Below are 17,584 nucleotides of genomic sequence, written 5' to 3' on the forward strand. Positions count from 1 at the left end.
TCGTCCCGACGTATCGCGTTGCCCGGACCGCCGCCCGCGACGCCGGTGTCGGAACGCCTCCGCCACGGCCGGAAGCTCCACCGTGGCCGGGCTGACCGAGACGCAGAATATCAACGCCTGTTACTCTCAGTCAACGATCCGTCGGTCACCTGACTGTCCGCAGCGGACCGGTAATACGCCTGTGATCTGCGAAGAAGTGTCGTCACCCGGAGAGCGGAAGGCGATCTTCCCATAGCTCGCGCACAGCTTGCGTCAACGCAGCGTCACCATGTTTGTGGCGCGATGGGGCCCGGTTGACGCCCGGTAGACGCCTGCGGCGCGACCGTGTGCCCATCCGTGCGGCGCGACCGGTTCGCCGCGCACCGGGACGTACGCAGGAGGCGCGAATGGACCGTTCGCTCATCGTCGCCAAGGTGGTGCCCACAGCCGAGGACCGGGTCGCCGAGATCTTCGCCGAGTCCGACGCGACCGAGCTGCCCGGCCTGGTCGGCGTCCGGCACCGCTCGCTGTACCGGCTGCACGACCTCTACGTGCATCTGCTGGAGACGGAGACGCCGGCGCAGGGCGCCGTGGAGGACAACCGCGGCCATCCGGAGTTCGTCCGGATCAGCGAGCGGCTGCGGCCGTACATCTCGCCGTACCTGCCGACCTGGCGTTCGCCCCGCGACGCGATGGCGCACTGCTTCTACCGCTACGACGCGCCGGCCCATCGGTACGACGCGGCCGGGCGGCCACGGTGACCACGACCGCCCCGCGCGACGAGCAGCTCTGGTCGAGGTGCGACGGGTGCGCGTCGCTGCTCTACCGCAAGCGGCTGCGCCGCAACCTGGACGTCTGCCCGGAGTGCGGCTCGCACGCGCGGCTGGACGCGCCGGACCGGGTGGCGCAGCTGGCCGACCCGGACTCGTTCGTCCCGCTGCCGGACCGGGCGGTACGCATCGACCCGATCGAGTTCGTCGACGAGCTGCCGTACCCGCACCGGCTCGGCGCGGCCCGCGCGGCGACCGGCCTGGACGAGGCGGTGCTCTGCGGCACCGCCCGGCTGGGCGGGCACCCGGTCGCGCTGGCGGTGATGGACTTCCGCTTCCTCGGCGGCAGCCTCGGCTGCGCGGTCGGTGAGCTGATCACCCGGACCGCCGAGCGGGCGCTCGCCGACGGTGTCCCGCTGGTGCTGGTGACCGCGTCCGGCGGTGCCCGGATGCAGGAGGGCGCGCTGTCGCTGATGCAGATGGCCACCGTCAGCCAGGCGCTCGCCGGGATGCGGGAGGCGGGCCTGCTGACGGTCAGCGTGGTCACCGATCCCACGTACGGCGGGGTGGCCGCCTCCTTCGCCACGAACACCGACCTGGTGCTGGCCGAGAGCGGCGCCCGACTGGGCTTCGCCGGGCCCCGGGTGATCCGGCAGGTCACCGGCGCGAAGCTGCCGGAGGGCTTCCAGACCGCGGAGTACCTGCTGCGGCACGGCCAGGTGGACATGGTGGTGCCCCGGCACGCGTTGCGGGGCCGGCTCGCCGCGCTGCTCGCCGCCGCCGAGGCGGGCCGCCGCGCCCCGGAGACCGCGCCCGCCCCGCGCCCGCCGGCCACCGCACCGACCGCGGCGGCGCGGCCGGACCGCGACCCCTGGGAGACGGTACGCACGGCGCGGCACCCGGGCCGGCCGACCACACTGGACTACCTGGAGACGGCGTTCGATGGCTTCGTCGAGCTGCACGGGGACCGGCTCGGCGCGGACTGCCCGGCTGTCGTCGGCGGCATCGCCCGCCTCGACGGCCGTCCGGTGATGGTGATCGGCCACCAGAAGGGACACACCACCGCCGAACTGGTGACCCGCAACTTCGGCATGGCCAGCCCGGCCGGGCACCGCAAGGCGCTGCGGCTGATGCGTCTCGCGGCGCGGCTGCGGCTGCCGGTGGTGACGCTCGTGGACACGCCCGGCGCGGACCCGGGGGTGAGCGCCGAACAGCAGGGCCAGGCGGCGGCGATCGCGGAGAACATCCTCGCGCTCACCGTGCTGCCCACGCCGGTGGTGGCGGTGGTCACCGGGGAGGGTGGCAGCGGCGGCGCGCTCGCGCTGGCGGTCGCCGACCGGGTGCTCATGCTGGAACACGCCGTCTATTCGGTGATCAGCCCGGAGGGCTGCGCGGCGATCCTCTGGCCGGACAGCTCGGCCGCCCCGCAGGCAGCCCGCGCGTTGCGGCTCACCGGTGCCGACCTGTGCCGCCTCGGCGTCGTCGACGAGCTGGTGCCGGAGCCGCGTCCGGCCGCCCACGCCGACCCGGGCGGCGCGGCCGAACTGCTGCGCCGCGCGGTGGCGGCGAACCTCGCCCCGCTGCTCACCGTCCCGCCGGCCGCGCTGGTCCGCCGCCGCCGGCAGCGCTTCCGCCGCTTCGGCGCGGCCCGCGCGGCCGGACCGTCCCCGGCTGCCTCACCGGCCGGTGGCCGGGCGGAGGTGGCGTGATGGCCGACGCCGAGGCCGAGCAGGTGCTCGACGGGCTGCGCCGGCAGGCCCGCAAGCTCGTCGCCGACCTGGCCGGGCCGGTACGCCGGGTGCGGCTGCGCAGCGGCGAGTCGGTGCTGGAGGTCGAGTGGCACGACCCGGCGGCACCCGCGCAACGTGCCGCCGAGCCGGCCGAGGCGCTTCCCGCGCGGGCCGCCGAGCCCGCCGCGCGGGCGGCGCCGGTGGCCGACCTGCCGACGGTGCGCTCACCGGTGGTCGGCACGTTCTACCGGGCCCCCGAACCCGGCGCGATGCCGTTCGTCGCGGTCGGCGACCTGGTCCGCCCGGGCCAGGTGGTCGGCATCGTCGAGGCCATGAAGCTGATGAACGAGGTGACCGCCGGCCAGGCCGGACGGGTGGTCGAGGTGCTGGTCGACGACGGCAAGCCCGTCGAGTACGACCAGCCGCTGATCGCCCTGGAACCGGTCACCGGACGGGACTCCTGATGTTCGACAAGGTGCTGATCGCCAACCGGGGCGAGATCGCGCTGCGGGTGCTGCGCGCCTGCCGGGAACTCGGCGTGCGCACGGTGGTGGTGCACTCCAGCGCCGACGCCGACTCGCTGCCGGTACGGCTGGCCGACGAGGCGGTACGGATCGGCCCCGCGGCCAGCCGCCGCAGCTACCTCAACGCCGCCGCGATCGTGGAGGCCGCCCGGCAGACCGGCGCGCAGGCGGTGCACCCCGGCTACGGCTTCCTGTCCGAGGACGCCGACTTCGCCGAGATCTGCGCCGAGAACGGGCTGGTCTTCGTCGGCCCGCCGCCGCAGGTGATGGCCGCACTGGCGGACAAGTCGACCGCCCGCGCGCTGATGAGCAGGGCCGGGCTGCCGCTGCCGCCGGGCAGCGTACGGACCCTGCCCACCGTCGCCGAAGCACAGGAGGTGGCCGCCGAGGTGGGCTACCCGGTGATCGTGAAGGCCGCGGCGGGCGGTGGCGGGCGCGGCATGACCGTGGTGCGTTCGGCCGCCGAGCTGCCCCGCGCGTACGCCCGCACCCGCGCCGCCGCGCAGGTCGCGTTCGGCGACGACCGGGTGTACGTCGAGCGGTACCTCGCCGACGCGCGCCACGTCGAGGTGCAGGTGCTCTGCGACAGCCACGGCAACGGCGTGCACCTGGGCACCCGGGACTGCTCGGTGCAGCGCCGGCACCAGAAGCTGATCGAGGAGGCGCCCGCGCCCGCGCTGCGGCAGGCCACCCTGGACACCGTCGCCGAGGTGGCGCTGCGCGGCGCGCTGTCGGTCGGCTTCACCGGCGCCGGAACCGTGGAGTTCCTGGTCGACGAGGCCGAGCGCTGTCACTTCCTGGAGATCAACTGCCGGATCCAGGTGGAACACCCGGTCACCGAGATGATCTCCGGCATCGACCTCGTGCAGGAACAGCTGCACGTGGCGTTCGGCACCCCGCTGCGGCTACGCCAGTCCGACGTACGCCTGGACGGCGTGGCGATCGAGTGCCGGGTCAACGTGGAGGACCCGGACCGCGACTTCGCGCCCGCACCGGGCCGGCTGGACCGGTTCCGGCCGCCGGGCGGCCCGTTCACCCGGGTCGACACCCACGGCCACGTCGGCTACCTGGTCAGCCCGCACTACGACTCGCTGCTGGCGAAGGTGGCCGTGTGGGCGCCGGACCGGGACGCCGCGCTGGACCGGCTCGACCGGGCGCTGGCCGAGTTCGACGTGGCCGGCCCCGGTGTGCGTACCACCATCCCGTTCGCCCGCCGGGTGCTGCGCGATCCCGCCTTCCGCGCCGCCCGGCACACCACCGCCCTGGTGGAACGCCTGCTCGCCCCGCCCGCCGACGACACCCCGCCGACCAGTGACACCCTGCCGACCGGCGACGCCCCACCGGCCGAGGCGGCGCGGGCCGTCGTGCCCGATCCGCGCGCCGCTGCCGAGCCGGACAGCCGTACCCCCGTCAGCGCCGTGCCCGCCGCCGGCCCGACCACCTGGAGGAACCGATGACCGTCGCCCCCGACCGCCCGCTCGCCCGCGAGATCACCGACATCCTGGTCACGCACTGCGGCCTGGACCCGGACGCCGCCGCCGGCGCACCCGCCGCGAGCCTGGAGGAACTGGGCATGGACTCGCTGGCGCTGCTCGAGCTGTCCGCGGTGGTGGCCGACAGGTGGCGGGTGAAGATCCCCGAACAGGCCGGGCAGCTCAGCATCGCCGGCGTCGCCGACCTGGTGGCCCGCAAGGCGGACCCGCCCGGGCACACCGAGAACGCCGTGGAGATCGCCGCGCCGCTGCCGCTGGTCTGGGAGATCACCAACGACGTGGCCCGGTGGCCGGAGCTGTTCACCGAGTACGCGGTGGCGGAGATCCTGCACCGCGACGGCGACACGGTGCGTTTCCGGCTCACCATGCATCCCGACGAGAACGGCGTGTCGTGGAGCTGGGTCAGCGAACGCACCGCCGACCCGGCCACCCGGGAGGTGCACGCCCGGCGCGTCGAGACCGGCCCGTTCGAGTACATGCGCATCCACTGGCGCTACGACGAGACGCCCGGCGGCACCCGGATGACGTGGACGCAGGACTTCGCGATGAAACCCGACGCGCCGGTCGACAACGCCGGCATGACCAACCGGATCAACACCAACAGCACGATCCAGCTCGCCGTGATCAAGGAGAAGATCGAGCGGGCACACGCGGGAGGCGCGCGATGACCGACACCACCACCGCCCGGGTCTCCGTCCACGACGTACCCGCAGACCGCCGCCGCGGCGGGGAACTGCGGGTGCTGCTCGGCCCGAAGACTGTGGGCAGCACCTCCGGATTCATGGGCGTCGCCACGCTCGCGCCGGGGGAGCGGATCGCCGAGCACTACCACCCGTACAGCGAGGAGTTCCTCTACGTCGCCCGCGGCGCGATCACCGTCGACCTGGACGACGTGCCGGTCCCGGTCGCCGCCGGGGAGGCGCTCTACGTACCCAAGGACGTGCGGCACCGGCTGCGCAACACCGGCGACGAGCCCGCCGAGGTGGTGTTCCACCTCGGACCGCTCGCCCCGCGCCCGGAACTCGGCCACGTCGACACCGAGAGCGCCGCACCGCCGCCACGGGAGCCGTCGTGACCGGCCGGCGCACCGTGGTCACCGGGATCGGCGTCGTCGCACCCGGCGGCGCCACCCGGGACCGCTTCTGGAAGACGATCACCGAGGGACGCACCGCGACCCGGCGGATCAGCTTCTTCGACCCGTCGCCGTTCCGCTCGCAGATCGCCGCCGAGTGCGACTTCGACCCGGACGCCGCCGGGATCACGCTCGCCGAACGGCAGCGCGCCGACCGGTACGTGCAGTTCGCGCTCGCCTGCTCCGCCGAGGCGCTCGCGGACAGCGGCCTCACCCTCACCGACGCGCAACGGGAACGCGCCGGGGTGGTGCTCGGCACCGCCGTCGGCGGAACCATGGCGCTGGAGCAGGAGTACGTGCGGGTCAGCGACTCCGGCCGGCAGTGGCTGGTCGACCACGCGCTCGGCGGGCCGTACCTCTACCAGGCGCTGGTGCCCAGCAGCCTGGCCGCCGACGTGGCCTGCCGGCACGGCCTGCACGGCCCGGCGCAGGTGATCTCCACCGGTTGCACCTCCGGCATCGACGCCATCGGGTACGCCCACCAGCTCGTCGCCGACGGCGAGGCCGACGTGGTGTTCGCGGGTGCCGCCGACTCACCGATCTCCCCGGTCACCGTCGCCTCGTTCGACGCGATCGGCGCGACCAGCCCGGACAACGACGACCCGGAGCACGCCTCCCGGCCGTTCGACGCCGACCGGCACGGGTTCGTCCTCGCCGAGGGGGCGGCGGTCCTGGTGCTGGAGGAGGCCGAGCACGCCCGCCGCCGGGGCGCGCACGTCTACTGCGAGGTCGCCGGGTACGCCAGCCGCAGCAACGGTTTCCACATGACCGGGCTGCGCCCGGACGGCGCGGAGATGGCGGTGGCGATCAGCGACGCCCTGCGGCAGGCCCGGCTCGCCCCGACGGCCGTGTCGTACGTCAGCGCGCACGGCTCCGGCACCCGGCAGAACGACAGGCACGAGACGGCAGCGTTCAAGCGGGCGCTGGGGGAGACGGCGTACCGGGTGCCGATCAGCTCGATCAAGTCGATGGTCGGCCACTCGCTGGGCGCCATCGGCTCGATCGAGATGGCCGCCTGCGCCCTGGCCATCGAGTACGGCGTGGTCCCGCCGACGGCGAACTGGACCACGCGCGACCCGGAGTGCGATCTGGACTACGTACCGAACGAGGCCCGGGAGGTGCCGGTGGACGTGGCGTTGTCGGTGGGCAGCGGTTTCGGCGGATTCCAGTCGGCGATGGTGTTCCGCCGGCTGGCGGCGGTGCCGACATGACCGCGCGTGCGGTGGTGACCGGCATCGGCGTGGTCGCGCCCAGCGGCATCGGCGCCGAGGCGCACTGGGCCACGGTGCTCGCCGGAACCCGGCGCACCGGGCCGATCACGCTGTTCGACCCGGCGCGCTACCCGACCCGGGTGGCCGGCGAGGTGACCGATTTCGACCCGGCCGGGTTCAGCGACACCCGGCAGCGGGTGCAGACCGACAGGTGGACGCACCTCGGCTTCGCCGCCACCAGACTGGCGCTCGCCGACGCCGGGCTGCCCGAGGTGTCGCCCGACCCGTACCGGTGGGCGGTCACGCTCGCCAGCTCGTCGGGCGGCAACCTGTTCGGGCAGCGGGAACTGCAACGGCTCTGGGGCGGGCCGAGCCGCACCGTCGGGGCGTACCAGTCGATCGCCTGGTTCTACGCGGCGAGCGTCGGGCAGTTGTCGATCCGCCACCAGTTCAAGGGACCGTCCGGGGTGACCGTGTCCGAGTCGGCCGGCGGGCTGGACAGCCTGGCGCACGCGGTGCGCACCATCCGCCGGGGCACGCCCGTGGTGATCGCCGGGGCGACCGAGTGCCCGCTGAGCCCGTACGCGCTCGCCTGCCAGCTCCGCTCCGGGCTGCTCAGCGACGTGTCCGACCCGGAGAAGGCGTACCGGCCGTTCGACGTCGCGGCCGCCGGATACGTGCCGGCCGAGGGCGGCGCGGTCTTCGTGGTGGAGGAACTGGGCCACGCGCTGTCCCGGGGCGCCCGCGTCTACGGGGAGATCACCGGCTGGGCGGCCACCCACGACGCCGCGCCCACCGACCCGGCCGGCGGCCCGGACCCGGCCCACTACGCCCGCGCGCTGCGACTGGCGCTGGAACGCGCCGGGGTACGCCCGCACGACGTGGACGTGATCTGGCCGGACGCGCTCGGCGTGCCCGCGTACGACCGGGCCGAGGCGGCGGCGCTGCGTGCCGTGTTCGGCGACCGGACCCCGCCGGTGACCACGCAGAAGCCGCTGACCGGGCGGGCGCACCAGGGCGGATCCGCGCTGGACGCGGCGACCGCGCTGCTGGCGTTCCGCCGCGGGATGCTGCCCGCCTCGGCCGGCCCGGACGAGCCCGCGCCCGGCTGCGAGCTGACGTTCCTGCGGCAGCCCCGCCCGCCGCGCAGCCGGATCGCGCTGGTCGGCGCGCGCGGCTTCGACGGGTTCAACAGCGCGCTGGTGCTGCGCGGCGCCGCGCCCCCGCCGGGCGAGCGCTGACCGTCACGACGGCCGGGCCAGGTACGCGGTCTTCGCGTCGCCGGAGAACCCGCAGGCCAGGTAGAAGGCGTGGGTCGCGGGCGAGCGCGATCCGGTCATCAGCATCGCCTTGTAGCAGCCCGCGTCCCAGGCGGCCCGGAGCGTGCCGGCCATGATCCGCCTGCCCAGGCCGGTGCCGCGCCGCGACTCGTCCACCACCACGTTCTCGACGACCGCGTAGGGCGACGCCGACCGGCTCAGGTTGGGGATCACGTTGAGGTACGTGGTGGCGACGACCGCGCCGTCCACCTCGAGCACGAACAGGTGCAACCCCTCGGTGGCCAGGATCCGCGCGAAGGCCCGCTCGTCGGAGCCGTCGCTCAGGTGCGGGTCGTCCGGGTTCAGCTGCCGGTAGAGGCGCATCACCTGCGCGAAGTCGTCGGGCCGGGCCGCACGGAACATATCGGGAGCGTAGCCGCACCCGCCGTCCGCGCGAGGGCGCACGCGCACAGCATCCGGCGGCCGGCGGACTACCTTGCCGGCGTGGCCCCGATCCTGCCCGTCCGATCGAGCCTGAGCAATCCACCCAGCCGCCGTTTTGGATCTAGCCATTTGCATCTGGCGATGCGGAAGGGCCCGTCGTAGGGTTCCGCCATACCCCGAACGACGTACCCGCTGGGCGGATCCGCCCAGTTCCTCAGTGGAACGGTGGCTGGTCGTGACTGCACATCCCGTGGCGGAAGATCCTGCCTCGACAACGGTGGACTGGGTGGACGACATCCTGTTCACCGGCCGCGACACCGACGTCTGCCTGCGCCTGCCGGAACCGGTGGACAAGGGCACGCTGCGTCGGCTCGTCGGCGAGGCGCAGGACCGGCTCGCCGAGGCCGGACTCCGTGCCGGAGGCGCGGCCGCGCTGCGCCTGCCGCCCTCGCCGGCGTACGTGGCGCACCTGCTCGCCACCTGGCGTACCGGCGCCCAGGCGGTGCTGCTCGACCACCGGCTCACCGACCACGAGGTCGACCAGGCGCTGCGCCGGCTCAGCCCGCAGGTCGTGGTCGCCCCGACCCGGACCGGTGGCGGCGCGCTGCGGATCTTCGTCGACGTCACCGCCGGGGTCAGCGCGTACTCCGACCGCCCGGCGGGCAGCCCGCACGCGGTGATCCAGCTCAGCTCCGGCTCCACCGGTCCGTCCAAGGTGATCGGCCGCACCGCCGCCGACCTGGTCGCCGAGGTGCACCGCTACACCCGCATCGACGGTGTCGCGCTGCCCGGCGAACGGATCATTCTGCTGCCCAGCATGGTGCACGTGCTCGGCCTGGTCGGCGGCCTGCTCTACGGGCTGCACGCCGGCGTCGAGCTGTGCCCGCCGGAGCGGCTCAGCGGCGACGCGATCCTCGCCGCCGTCGCCGCCCAGGACACCCCGGCCACGGTGCTCGGCGTGCCGTTCCACATCGGCCTGCTCGCCTCCACCACACCGTCCGGGCCGCTGCCCCAGCTCAAGCGCATGACCACCGGCGGCGAGCTGGTGCCCGCCGCCGTGGCGAACGCGTTCACCGACCGCTACGGCGTGCCGCTGGGCAACATGTACGGGATGACCGAGGTCGGCGTCATCGGCACCGACCTGTACGGGCGGCACCGCCCCGCCATCGCGCCCGCCCCCGGCATCGAGGTACGCGAGCGCGACGGCGAGCTGTGGGTCAGCTGCCCGGCCAACCCGTACGTCGGACCGGCCGACCCGACCCGGTGGGCCGACGGCTGGCTGCACACCCGCGACGCCGGCGTGGTCGACCCGGACACCGGCCTGGTCACCATCAAGGGCCGGCTGGACTCGCAGGTGTCGGTGGGCGGCCTGAAGGTCGACCTGACCGAGGTGGAGGCCACAGTCGCCGGGCTGCCCGGCGTCATCGCGGCGGTGGTGGTCTGGGACGACGGCATCACCGCGTACGTCCAGTCCGACGGCTCGCTGACCGAGGAGACGCTCGACAAGCTGATCGCCGAACGGCTGGCCGGCTTCAAGCGGCCCCGCACGCTGCGCCTGCTCGACCAGATGCCCCGCACCACCACCGGAAAGCTGGTCCGGTCCGTCGCGGCACTGCGGGACGCGGCGTCGTGACCGGCCCCCTGTACGAGCAGCACGCCCGCCGGACGCCCGCCGGACGTCCGGTCCATCCCGAATCCCGACCCCGACCGGCGGAGCAGCGCGCCACCCGCGCGCCCGACCCGGCCGGTTCACACGCACGCGGCGTCCCGACCGGGCACCGTCAGCCGGTACACGGAGAAGAGGTCTGAACCCATGCGAGACCAGGTCCGCACTTTCGTCGTCGAACAGCTCGCCGACATGAACTACGACGTGGACGAGCTCGACGACGACACCACCCTCGGCCCCTCCGGCGTCGACCTGGAGTCGCTGGCCCTGGCCGACCTCGCGGTCCGCGTCGAGGACCGCTACGGCGTGAAGTTCGCCGACGACGAGTCGGAGAAGCTGGCGTTGATGACGGTCGGCGAGTTCACCACGATGGTCGCCGACCGGGTGGCCGCGAACAGCGACAAGTCCTGATGTCCGGTCAGCCCGACCTGGGGCGAGCTGACCTGGTGAGCATGCTCGCCGAACTGACCGCGAAGCCCGCCGACCAGGTGCCGGACCGGCTCGGCTCGATGGAGCTGGCCTGGCTGGTGCACATGGTCGAGCAGCGCTACGACCGCCGGCTGGACCTGAGCGACGACGAACTCGCCGGCATCCGCACCGTCGACGACGCGCTCGCGGTGTTCCGCGGGTCGCTGACCGCTCCCGCAGATGGCTGAGCGGGAGACCGTACGGATCACCGGCACGCACGCGCTCAGCGCCCTCGGCAGGGGCGCCGACGCGCTGCTGGCCGGGGTGCTCACCGGCACCCCGGCGTTCGGGCCGGTGCGCCGTTTCGACACCACCGGCCGCCGCGTGACGGTGGCGGCCACACTGCCGGACGTCGGCACGCTCGCCGCCGAACTGGCCGACGCGATCGACACCGCCGCCCGGGCCGCCGGGCTGGACCGGGCCGGCCGTGCCGACTCGGCGCTGTTCCTGGCCACCCACGGCGGGCCGCACTCGCTGCCCGTACCGGAGGGGCCGGACGAGCCGACGGTGCCGGCGCTGGCCGGTCACCTGGCCGCGCGGTGCGGCCTGGGCGGGTGCACCCGGATCTACACCACCGCCTGCGTGTCGGCGAGCAGCGCGGTCGCCGACGCGGCGGCGCTGATCCGCCGGGGGGACCTGGAGCGGGTCGTGGTGGCGGCCGGGTACCTGGTCGAACCGGACCAGTACGCGCTGTTCGACGCCGGGCGGGCGCTCGCCGCCGACGGCGCGGTACGCCCGTTCAGCGCCGGCCGCAAGGGCCTGCTGCTGGGCGACGGGGTGGCCGCCGTGGTGCTGGAGTCGGCGGGCGCCGCCGCCCGGCGGGGCGCCGAGTCGCTGGCGAGCGTGACCGGGTGGGGCCGGGCGGGGGACGCGTACCACCCGTGTCAGCCGCACCCGGACGGGCTCGGGCTGGCCCGGGCGGTCGAGGCGGCGCTGCGCCGCGGCGGGCTGCCTCCGGACGCGGTCGGCTACGTCAACGCCAACGCCACCGGCACCCCGTTCAGCGACGCCTCCGAGGCGGCGGCGCTGACCCGGGTGTTCGGCGAGGACGCCAGGCGGCTGCCGGTCAGCTCCACCAAGTCGGTGCACGGGCACGCGCTGGAGGCGTCCGGGTTGCTGGAACTGCTGGTCACCGTGCTGGCGTTGCGGCACGGCAAGCTGCCGGTCACCGCCGGCTGGCTCGGTCCCGACCCGCAGTGCCCGCTGGACGTCATCCGCGACGCCCCGCGCCCCGCGCGTACCGGGCACGCCCTGACCCTCAACGCCGCCTTCGGCGGCGCCAACACGGCCCTCCTGGTGAGCACCGCATGACCGCCTCCGTGCCCAGCCCCCCGCGATCTTGCACTTCCGGCCCCGGCGAAACGGGCACAACGCCCGCCGAGGGGGCACCAACCGCAAGATCGCGCAACGACGGGGTGGTGGTGCTCGCGGAGGCGCGGTGGCCCGAGGCGGGGGATGAGGGCACTGCGCCGGCGGGGGTGCCGGGGTTCGTGCACTCGCCGTTCCATCCGCTGGTGGCGGCGGTGGCGCAGCGGTGCCTCGCGCGGCGGTACGGCGACGGACCGCTGCCGCCCGGCAACCGGACGGCTGTGGTGCTGGTCAGCGCGGGCGGGGACACCGCCGGTGCGGCGCACGTCCGCGCCACGGTGGCCGCGGGCGGGCGGATCGGGCCGCTGTTCTTCTTCCAGTCGGTGCCGAACAGCGTGGCCGGGCACGTCGCGGCGCGCTGGGGACTGGACGGGCCGGTGGTGTGCCTGAGCCCGACCGGCGACGCGCGGGCCGACGGGGAGGCCGAGGCGGACCTGCTGCTGTACGACGGCGACGCCGCACAGGCGTTGCTGATCCTGATCGAACTGGCACCGGACGGTACGCCGGGCGAGGCGACCGCGGTGCTGCTGGGGGAGGGAACACGTCAATGAGGACGAAGGGACTGCGCGGCGCGCTCGCGGCCGACGCGGAACTGGGCGCGGGCAACGTGCTCGCCCGGGTGCTGGCGCACGGCGCCGACCCGGACGGGCCGGGGCTCACGTTCGACACCGAGATCGACGGCCACCCGGCCGAGACTCCGCTGACCCTGGGCCGGCTCGACCGGATGGTCACCGCCCGGGCGGCCTGGCTGCACGAACGCGGGGTGAAACCCCGCGACCCGGTCGCCGTCTGGGCCGGTACGGCCGCCGACATGGTGCTGTCGTTCCTGGCGCTGACCCGCCTGGGTGCCGTCCCGGCGCTGATGAACGGCAGGCTGCGCCCCGAGATCGCCGCCGAGTACATCCGCCGGCTGCGTGCCGCCGGGGTGCTCGCCGACGCCGCACACGCGCAGGCGCTGGCCGGGCACGACCTGGGCGCCCCGATGATCGGCGAACCCGCGCAGGCGGGCACCGGCGATCCGGACGCCGCGCCCGCCCACTACCGGCACCACCCGGAGGACCCGATCGTCATCACCCACACCTCCGGCACCACAGGCGTGCCGAAGGCGGTGCTGCACTCGCACGCCAGCCTGTTCGCCGCCACCCGCCACCTGCTGTCCATGCCGCAGGCGCAGGGGACCACGCGCATCCTCAACGCGCTGCCCGCCCCGCACACCGCCACGGTGCTCATGGTCAACCAGGCGCTCGGCAACCGGGCCGAGATGTTCCTGCTCTCCGAGCAGGGCGGCGAGCGGGTACTCGACGCGATCCAGCGGTGGCGCCCGGACGGCGTGTTCGGCTTCTCGGTCACCTGGGCCGAGCTGGCCCGCTTCGACCTGTCCGGTTACGACCTGGACTCGGTGCGGCTGTGGTTCAACACCGGCGACTGCTCGCACGAGCCGCACGTACGGCGGCTGGTCGCGGTCGGCTCCCGGGACGTGGTGACCCGTCAGGGCGTCACCCGGGTACCCGGGTCGGTGTTCATCGACGGGCTCGGCTCCAGCGAGATGGGCCACTCGATGTTCCACATCACCCACACCACCGACACCGACAGGTACGGCCGCTGCGTCGGCCGCCCGTACCGGTTCACCAAGGTGGCGGTGCTCGACGCCGACGGCAACGAGCTGCCGGCCGGGCAGGTGGGCTGGCTCGGCATCGACTCGCCGTCGCTGTTCCGCGGCTACTGGAACGACTCGGTCACCACGTACCGGTTCCGGCTGCGCGGCTGGTACCTCACCGGCGACCTGGTGTACGCCGACGAGGACGGCCGCTACTACCACCTGGACCGGGCGGTCGACTCGGTCGAGGCCGGCGACGGGAAGCGGTTCTTCACCGCGCTGTCCGAGGAACGCATCCTCGCCGCCAGCCCCGACGTCACCGACTGCACAGTGGTGATCGTCAAGGCGGACGACGGCACCGTCACCACCGACGTGCTGCTGGAACTGGCCGCCGGCGCCGACCCGCACGCGGACCGCACCGAGCGCATCCGTACCGCGCTCGGCCCGGACGTGGCCGCCACGCTGCGCCGGATCGTGCCGGTACGCGCCGACGACATCCCGGTCACCGTCACCGGCAAGGTCCGCAAGGTGGCGCTGCGCGAGCGCTACCTGACCGAGGCGCCGTCGTGACCGCCGTCATCACCGGCATGGGCCTGTTCACCCCGGCCGGGCGCGGCGCGGCGGACACGTTCGACGCGCTCGTCTCCGGCCGCTCCGGGCTGCGCCGCCCGCCCGCGGGACACCCGGCGGCGGACAGCCTGGAGGTGGCCGGGCTGCTGCCGGACATCGACCCGCGCAGCGTCGCCTCCGGACCGGAGACGAAGGTGCTCGACCGGGTGGTGCTGCTCGCCCTGATCACCGCCGCCGAGGCGCTCGCCGACGCCGGCATCGAGGTGGGGCGCGACGTCGACCCGGAGCGGATCGCGGTGATCGTCGGCGGTGTCGGCGGAATGTCCACGCTGGAGGGCCAGGTGCTCGCCCGGGCCGCCCGGGGCCGGGCGGCGGTCAGCCCGTACCTGCTCACCGGCATCCTGCCGAACATGCCGTCGGCGCGGATCGCCATCGCGCACGGCATCCGCGGCTACAGCTCGTCGGTCGGCACCGCCTGCGCCTCCGGCGCCCAGGCCGTCGCCGACGGGGTACGCCTCATCCGCTCCGGCGAGGCCGACGTGGTGGTGTGCGGGGCGAGCGAGGCGCCGCTGTTCGGCACGTTCGCCGACACGTTCGGCAACGCCCGGGCGCTGGCCCGGGGCTGGGACGAACCGACCGAGGCGAGCCGTCCGTTCGACAAGCGGCGCAACGGCTTCGTGCTGTCCGAGGGCGCGGCGCTGCTGGTGCTGGAGCGCGCCGGCCACGCCGACGGACGGGGTGTGCGCGGCTACGCCGAGGTCGCCGGTTTCGGGGCGAACACCGACGCGTACCACCCGACCGCGCCACGGCCGGACGGCGCGGGCGCGGCGGCGTGCATGCGCCGGGCGCTCGCGGCAGGCGGGGTCGAGCCCGCCGACGTCGGGTACGTCAACGCGCACGGCACCGGCACCAAGCTCGGTGACGTCGCCGAGACGGTGGCGCTCGCCGAGGTGTTCGGCACCGGTGGCGTGCCGGTCAGCTCCACCAAGGCGCTCACCGGGCACCTGCTCGGCGCATCGGGGGTGCTGGAGGCCGCCGCCACCGCGCTGGCGCTCGACAGTGGCCTGCTGCCACCCACCTACCACCTGGACGACCCGGACCCGGAGTGCGAGGCGGACCACGTCCGCGCCGTGCCCCGGCCCACCCGGGCCGGCCACGCGCTGACGAACTCGTTCGGGTTCGGCGGCCAGAACGTCAGCCTGCTCCTGCGCCGGCTCTCCGGGCCGGCCCGCCGGGCCGCCACCCCGGCCGCGGGCTGACCGGACTCCAGTCCCGGGCGTCCGTCCGGGTCGCGATCACGGGGGGAACAGGGGAAGCCCATGACCATCAACGGGATAGATCATCTCGAACTGTACGTGGGGGACGCCCGGCAGGCGGCCTTCTACTTCGACAACGCCGTCGGTTTCCGGCTGTGTGGGCAGGGCGGTCCGGAGACCGGGCTGGACGGTCAGCGGTCGCTGCTGCTGGCCCAGGCCGGCATCCGGCTGCTGCTGACCACCGGACTGTCCGCCGAGCACCCGGCCGCCACGTACGTGCACCGGCACGGCGACGGCATCGCCGTGGTGGCGCTCGCCGTCGACGACGCCGCCGGGGCGTACGCGGAACTGGTCGACCGGGGCGCGACGGCGCTGAGCCCGCCGCGCACCTTCACCGGCGCGGACGCCGAGGTGGTGGTCGCCGAGGTCGGCGGCTTCGGCGACGTGGTGCACCGCCTGGTCGAGCGGCGCGGCGACCCGGGTGTGTTCCTGCCCGGGGCGATCGAGCCGGTGACCGCGCCGGACGGGGAGGACACGCTGCTGGCCGAGGTCGACCACCTGGCGATCTGCGTGCCGCCGGGGCAGCTCGACGAGATCGTCGCGCACTACGAGAAGGTGTTCGGCTTCGCCGACATCTTCACCGAGCACATCGAGGTCGCCGGCCAGGCGATGAACTCCAAGGTGGTGCAGAGCCCGTCCGGGACTGTCACGTTCGTGCTGCTGGAGCCGGACACCAGCGCCCGGCCGGGGCAGATCGAGGACTTCCTGCGCTGGCACGCCGGTGCCGGGGTGCAGCACCTGGGCCTGCGTACCGACGACATCGTCACCGCCGTCGGCGCGCTCGCCGGGCGGGGGGTGCGCTTCGCCAGCACCCCGGGCGCCTACTACGACGGGCTGGAGCAGCGGGTCGGCCGCCTCGACGCGCCGGTGGACCGGCTGCGCGACCTGAGCATCCTGGTCGACTCCGACCACGACGGCCAGCTGCTGCAGATCTTCACCGAGTCGATGCACGTGCGTCGCACCCTCTTCCTCGAACTCATCGAGCGGCGCGGGGCGCGCACCTTCGGCAGCGGCAACATCAAGGCGCTCTACGAGGCCAAGGAACGCGAGCTGGCCGCGGCGGAAGGGGTGACGGCATGAGGGAACGCACCGAGCGAAGCGAGGGCCGTGAGGCCATGCCCGGCCGGCACGGCATGACCACCATCGATCCCGGGCTGACCGCCGAGGAGGAGGCGCTGCTCCCCTCCGACGAGGACGTCCGGCACTACGCCGAGCACGGCTGGTACCTGTCGAAGAAGCTGCTCACCGACGACGAGGTGGACGAGCTGGTCGCCGCCACCGACAGCTACTACGCCGGGGAACGCGACCGGCGCCTGCCGGTACGGCCGCCGAAGCTGGCCTACTGGGAACCGTCGAAGGGTGACGTGCAGCGGCACAACGACTACGTCCACCACGAGCACGACGGCATCGCCCGCATCCTGCGCAAGCCGCTGATCGGCGCGGTCGCCGCCCGGCTGGCCCGGGCCGCCGAGATCCGCATCTTCCAGTCCACGCTGATCTGGAAGCCGCCGATCGCCGGTGAGCCGTCGAACATCGTGCCCTGGCACTTCGACAAGCACTACTGGGCGTCCTCGTCGTCGGAGAACATGCTCACCGCGTTCATCCCGTTCCACGACTGCGGCGAGGAGATGGGCACCATCACCATGGTCGACGGTTCCCACCGCTGGCGGGAGATCGGCGCCGACGACACGGTGGTGCGGCACTTCGCCGACCGGGACCGCGACCAGCTCGAGGCGATGCTCGCCGAGAACGCGGCGTACAACGGGGCGACGATCCGCAAGATCCCCATGGTGATCCCCAAGGGACACATGAGTTTCCACCACTGCCGCACCTACCACGGCAGCGGTGCGAACGTCAGCGGGCGGCCCCGCCGGGCCGTCTCGCTGCACCTGCAGGACGGCGACAACGCCTGGCGGGAGTACCCGCTCTCCGACGGCACGCTCGCCGCGTACAACCACGACGTGCTGGTCCGCCGCACCCACGAGGGCCGGCCGGACTACGCGGACCCCGATTACTGCCCGGTCATCTGGCGCGACCGCGCCCAGCAGGGAGGCTGA

At 74.3% G+C, this 17,584-nt stretch carries 18 protein-coding genes; 17 read left to right on the plus strand and 1 reads right to left on the minus strand.

The genetic code is table 11. The features are described 5' to 3' along the window. Window positions 1-386 precede the first annotated feature (386 nt). Genes O7607_RS25310 through O7607_RS25345 form a run of 8 tightly spaced genes read left to right on the plus strand, consistent with a single transcriptional unit; the run spans window position 387 to window position 8,080 of the window. Entirely contained in the window at window positions 387-740 is a 354-nt protein-coding gene (locus O7607_RS25310; protein ID WP_269705706.1) for a TcmI family type II polyketide cyclase, read from the plus strand. Then, on the plus strand, window positions 737-2,458 hold the full coding sequence (locus O7607_RS25315) for an acetyl-CoA carboxylase carboxyltransferase subunit alpha (RefSeq protein WP_269705707.1): 1,722 nt from the start codon (window positions 737-739) through the stop codon (window positions 2,456-2,458). Before O7607_RS25310 ends, O7607_RS25315 begins: the two co-directional genes overlap by 4 nt. After that, on the plus strand, window positions 2,458-2,943 hold the full coding sequence (gene accB, locus O7607_RS25320) for an acetyl-CoA carboxylase biotin carboxyl carrier protein (RefSeq protein ID WP_269705708.1): 486 nt from the start codon (window positions 2,458-2,460) through the stop codon (window positions 2,941-2,943). The genes O7607_RS25315 and accB overlap by 1 nt, the downstream gene beginning before the upstream one ends. Then, window positions 2,943-4,460 (plus strand): acetyl-CoA carboxylase biotin carboxylase subunit, encoded by a 1,518-nt coding sequence (locus O7607_RS25325; protein ID WP_269705709.1) that lies wholly within the window; start codon window positions 2,943-2,945, stop codon window positions 4,458-4,460. Before accB ends, O7607_RS25325 begins: the two co-directional genes overlap by 1 nt. Continuing rightward, entirely contained in the window at window positions 4,457-5,164 is a 708-nt protein-coding gene (locus O7607_RS25330; protein WP_269705710.1) for an SRPBCC family protein, read from the plus strand. Before O7607_RS25325 ends, O7607_RS25330 begins: the two co-directional genes overlap by 4 nt. Continuing rightward, window positions 5,161-5,571 (plus strand): cupin domain-containing protein, encoded by a 411-nt coding sequence (locus O7607_RS25335; RefSeq protein WP_018784080.1) that lies wholly within the window; start codon window positions 5,161-5,163, stop codon window positions 5,569-5,571. The genes O7607_RS25330 and O7607_RS25335 overlap by 4 nt, the downstream gene beginning before the upstream one ends. Next, window positions 5,568-6,839 (plus strand): beta-ketoacyl-[acyl-carrier-protein] synthase family protein, encoded by a 1,272-nt coding sequence (locus O7607_RS25340; protein WP_269705711.1) that lies wholly within the window; start codon window positions 5,568-5,570, stop codon window positions 6,837-6,839. Before O7607_RS25335 ends, O7607_RS25340 begins: the two co-directional genes overlap by 4 nt. Further along, a complete protein-coding gene (locus O7607_RS25345; protein WP_269705712.1) occupies window positions 6,836-8,080 on the plus strand; it encodes a beta-ketoacyl synthase N-terminal-like domain-containing protein in 1,245 nt (414 codons plus the stop codon). The genes O7607_RS25340 and O7607_RS25345 overlap by 4 nt, the downstream gene beginning before the upstream one ends. Before the next feature lie 3 nt (window positions 8,081-8,083). On the opposite strand, the gene O7607_RS25350 is transcribed toward O7607_RS25345, so the two are convergent. Beyond that, window positions 8,084-8,521: a GNAT family N-acetyltransferase gene (locus tag O7607_RS25350; RefSeq protein WP_269705713.1), complete on the minus strand. Its 438-nt coding sequence runs from the start codon at window positions 8,519-8,521 to the stop codon at window positions 8,084-8,086. 307 nt (window positions 8,522-8,828) lie between these two features. Between O7607_RS25350 and O7607_RS25355 the strand changes: the two genes are divergently transcribed. The 9 genes from O7607_RS25355 (at window position 8,829) to O7607_RS25395 (ending at window position 17,584) form a co-directional block, all read left to right on the plus strand. Next, entirely contained in the window at window positions 8,829-10,175 is a 1,347-nt protein-coding gene (locus O7607_RS25355) for a class I adenylate-forming enzyme family protein (RefSeq protein ID WP_269705714.1), read from the plus strand. Between the two features lie 180 nt (window positions 10,176-10,355). After that, window positions 10,356-10,619: an acyl carrier protein gene (locus O7607_RS25360; RefSeq protein ID WP_043323623.1), complete on the plus strand. Its 264-nt coding sequence runs from the start codon at window positions 10,356-10,358 to the stop codon at window positions 10,617-10,619. Continuing rightward, on the plus strand, window positions 10,619-10,864 hold the full coding sequence (locus O7607_RS25365; protein WP_013286638.1) for a hypothetical protein: 246 nt from the start codon (window positions 10,619-10,621) through the stop codon (window positions 10,862-10,864). The genes O7607_RS25360 and O7607_RS25365 overlap by 1 nt, the downstream gene beginning before the upstream one ends. Beyond that, on the plus strand, window positions 10,857-11,987 hold the full coding sequence (locus tag O7607_RS25370) for a beta-ketoacyl-[acyl-carrier-protein] synthase family protein (RefSeq protein WP_269705716.1): 1,131 nt from the start codon (window positions 10,857-10,859) through the stop codon (window positions 11,985-11,987). The genes O7607_RS25365 and O7607_RS25370 overlap by 8 nt, the downstream gene beginning before the upstream one ends. A 107-nt stretch (window positions 11,988-12,094) precedes the next feature. Further along, a complete protein-coding gene (locus O7607_RS25375) occupies window positions 12,095-12,595 on the plus strand; it encodes a beta-ketoacyl synthase chain length factor (RefSeq protein WP_269705717.1) in 501 nt (166 codons plus the stop codon). After that, complete coding sequence (locus O7607_RS25380) at window positions 12,592-14,211, plus strand: class I adenylate-forming enzyme family protein (RefSeq protein ID WP_269705718.1); 1,620 nt, start codon at window positions 12,592-12,594, stop codon at window positions 14,209-14,211. The genes O7607_RS25375 and O7607_RS25380 overlap by 4 nt, the downstream gene beginning before the upstream one ends. Continuing rightward, entirely contained in the window at window positions 14,208-15,470 is a 1,263-nt protein-coding gene (locus tag O7607_RS25385; protein WP_269705719.1) for a beta-ketoacyl-[acyl-carrier-protein] synthase family protein, read from the plus strand. The genes O7607_RS25380 and O7607_RS25385 overlap by 4 nt, the downstream gene beginning before the upstream one ends. A 60-nt stretch (window positions 15,471-15,530) precedes the next feature. Further along, the gene (hppD, locus tag O7607_RS25390; protein WP_269705720.1) at window positions 15,531-16,607 is read left to right on the plus strand and encodes a 4-hydroxyphenylpyruvate dioxygenase; all 1,077 of its coding nucleotides are present in this window, start codon (window positions 15,531-15,533) and stop codon (window positions 16,605-16,607) included. 53 nt (window positions 16,608-16,660) lie between these two features. Beyond that, the gene (locus O7607_RS25395) at window positions 16,661-17,584 is read left to right on the plus strand and encodes a phytanoyl-CoA dioxygenase family protein (RefSeq protein WP_269707076.1); all 924 of its coding nucleotides are present in this window, start codon (window positions 16,661-16,663) and stop codon (window positions 17,582-17,584) included.

This window comes from Micromonospora sp. WMMA1949 (genome assembly GCF_027460145.1).
Taxonomy (GTDB): Bacteria; Actinomycetota; Actinomycetes; order Mycobacteriales; family Micromonosporaceae; genus Micromonospora.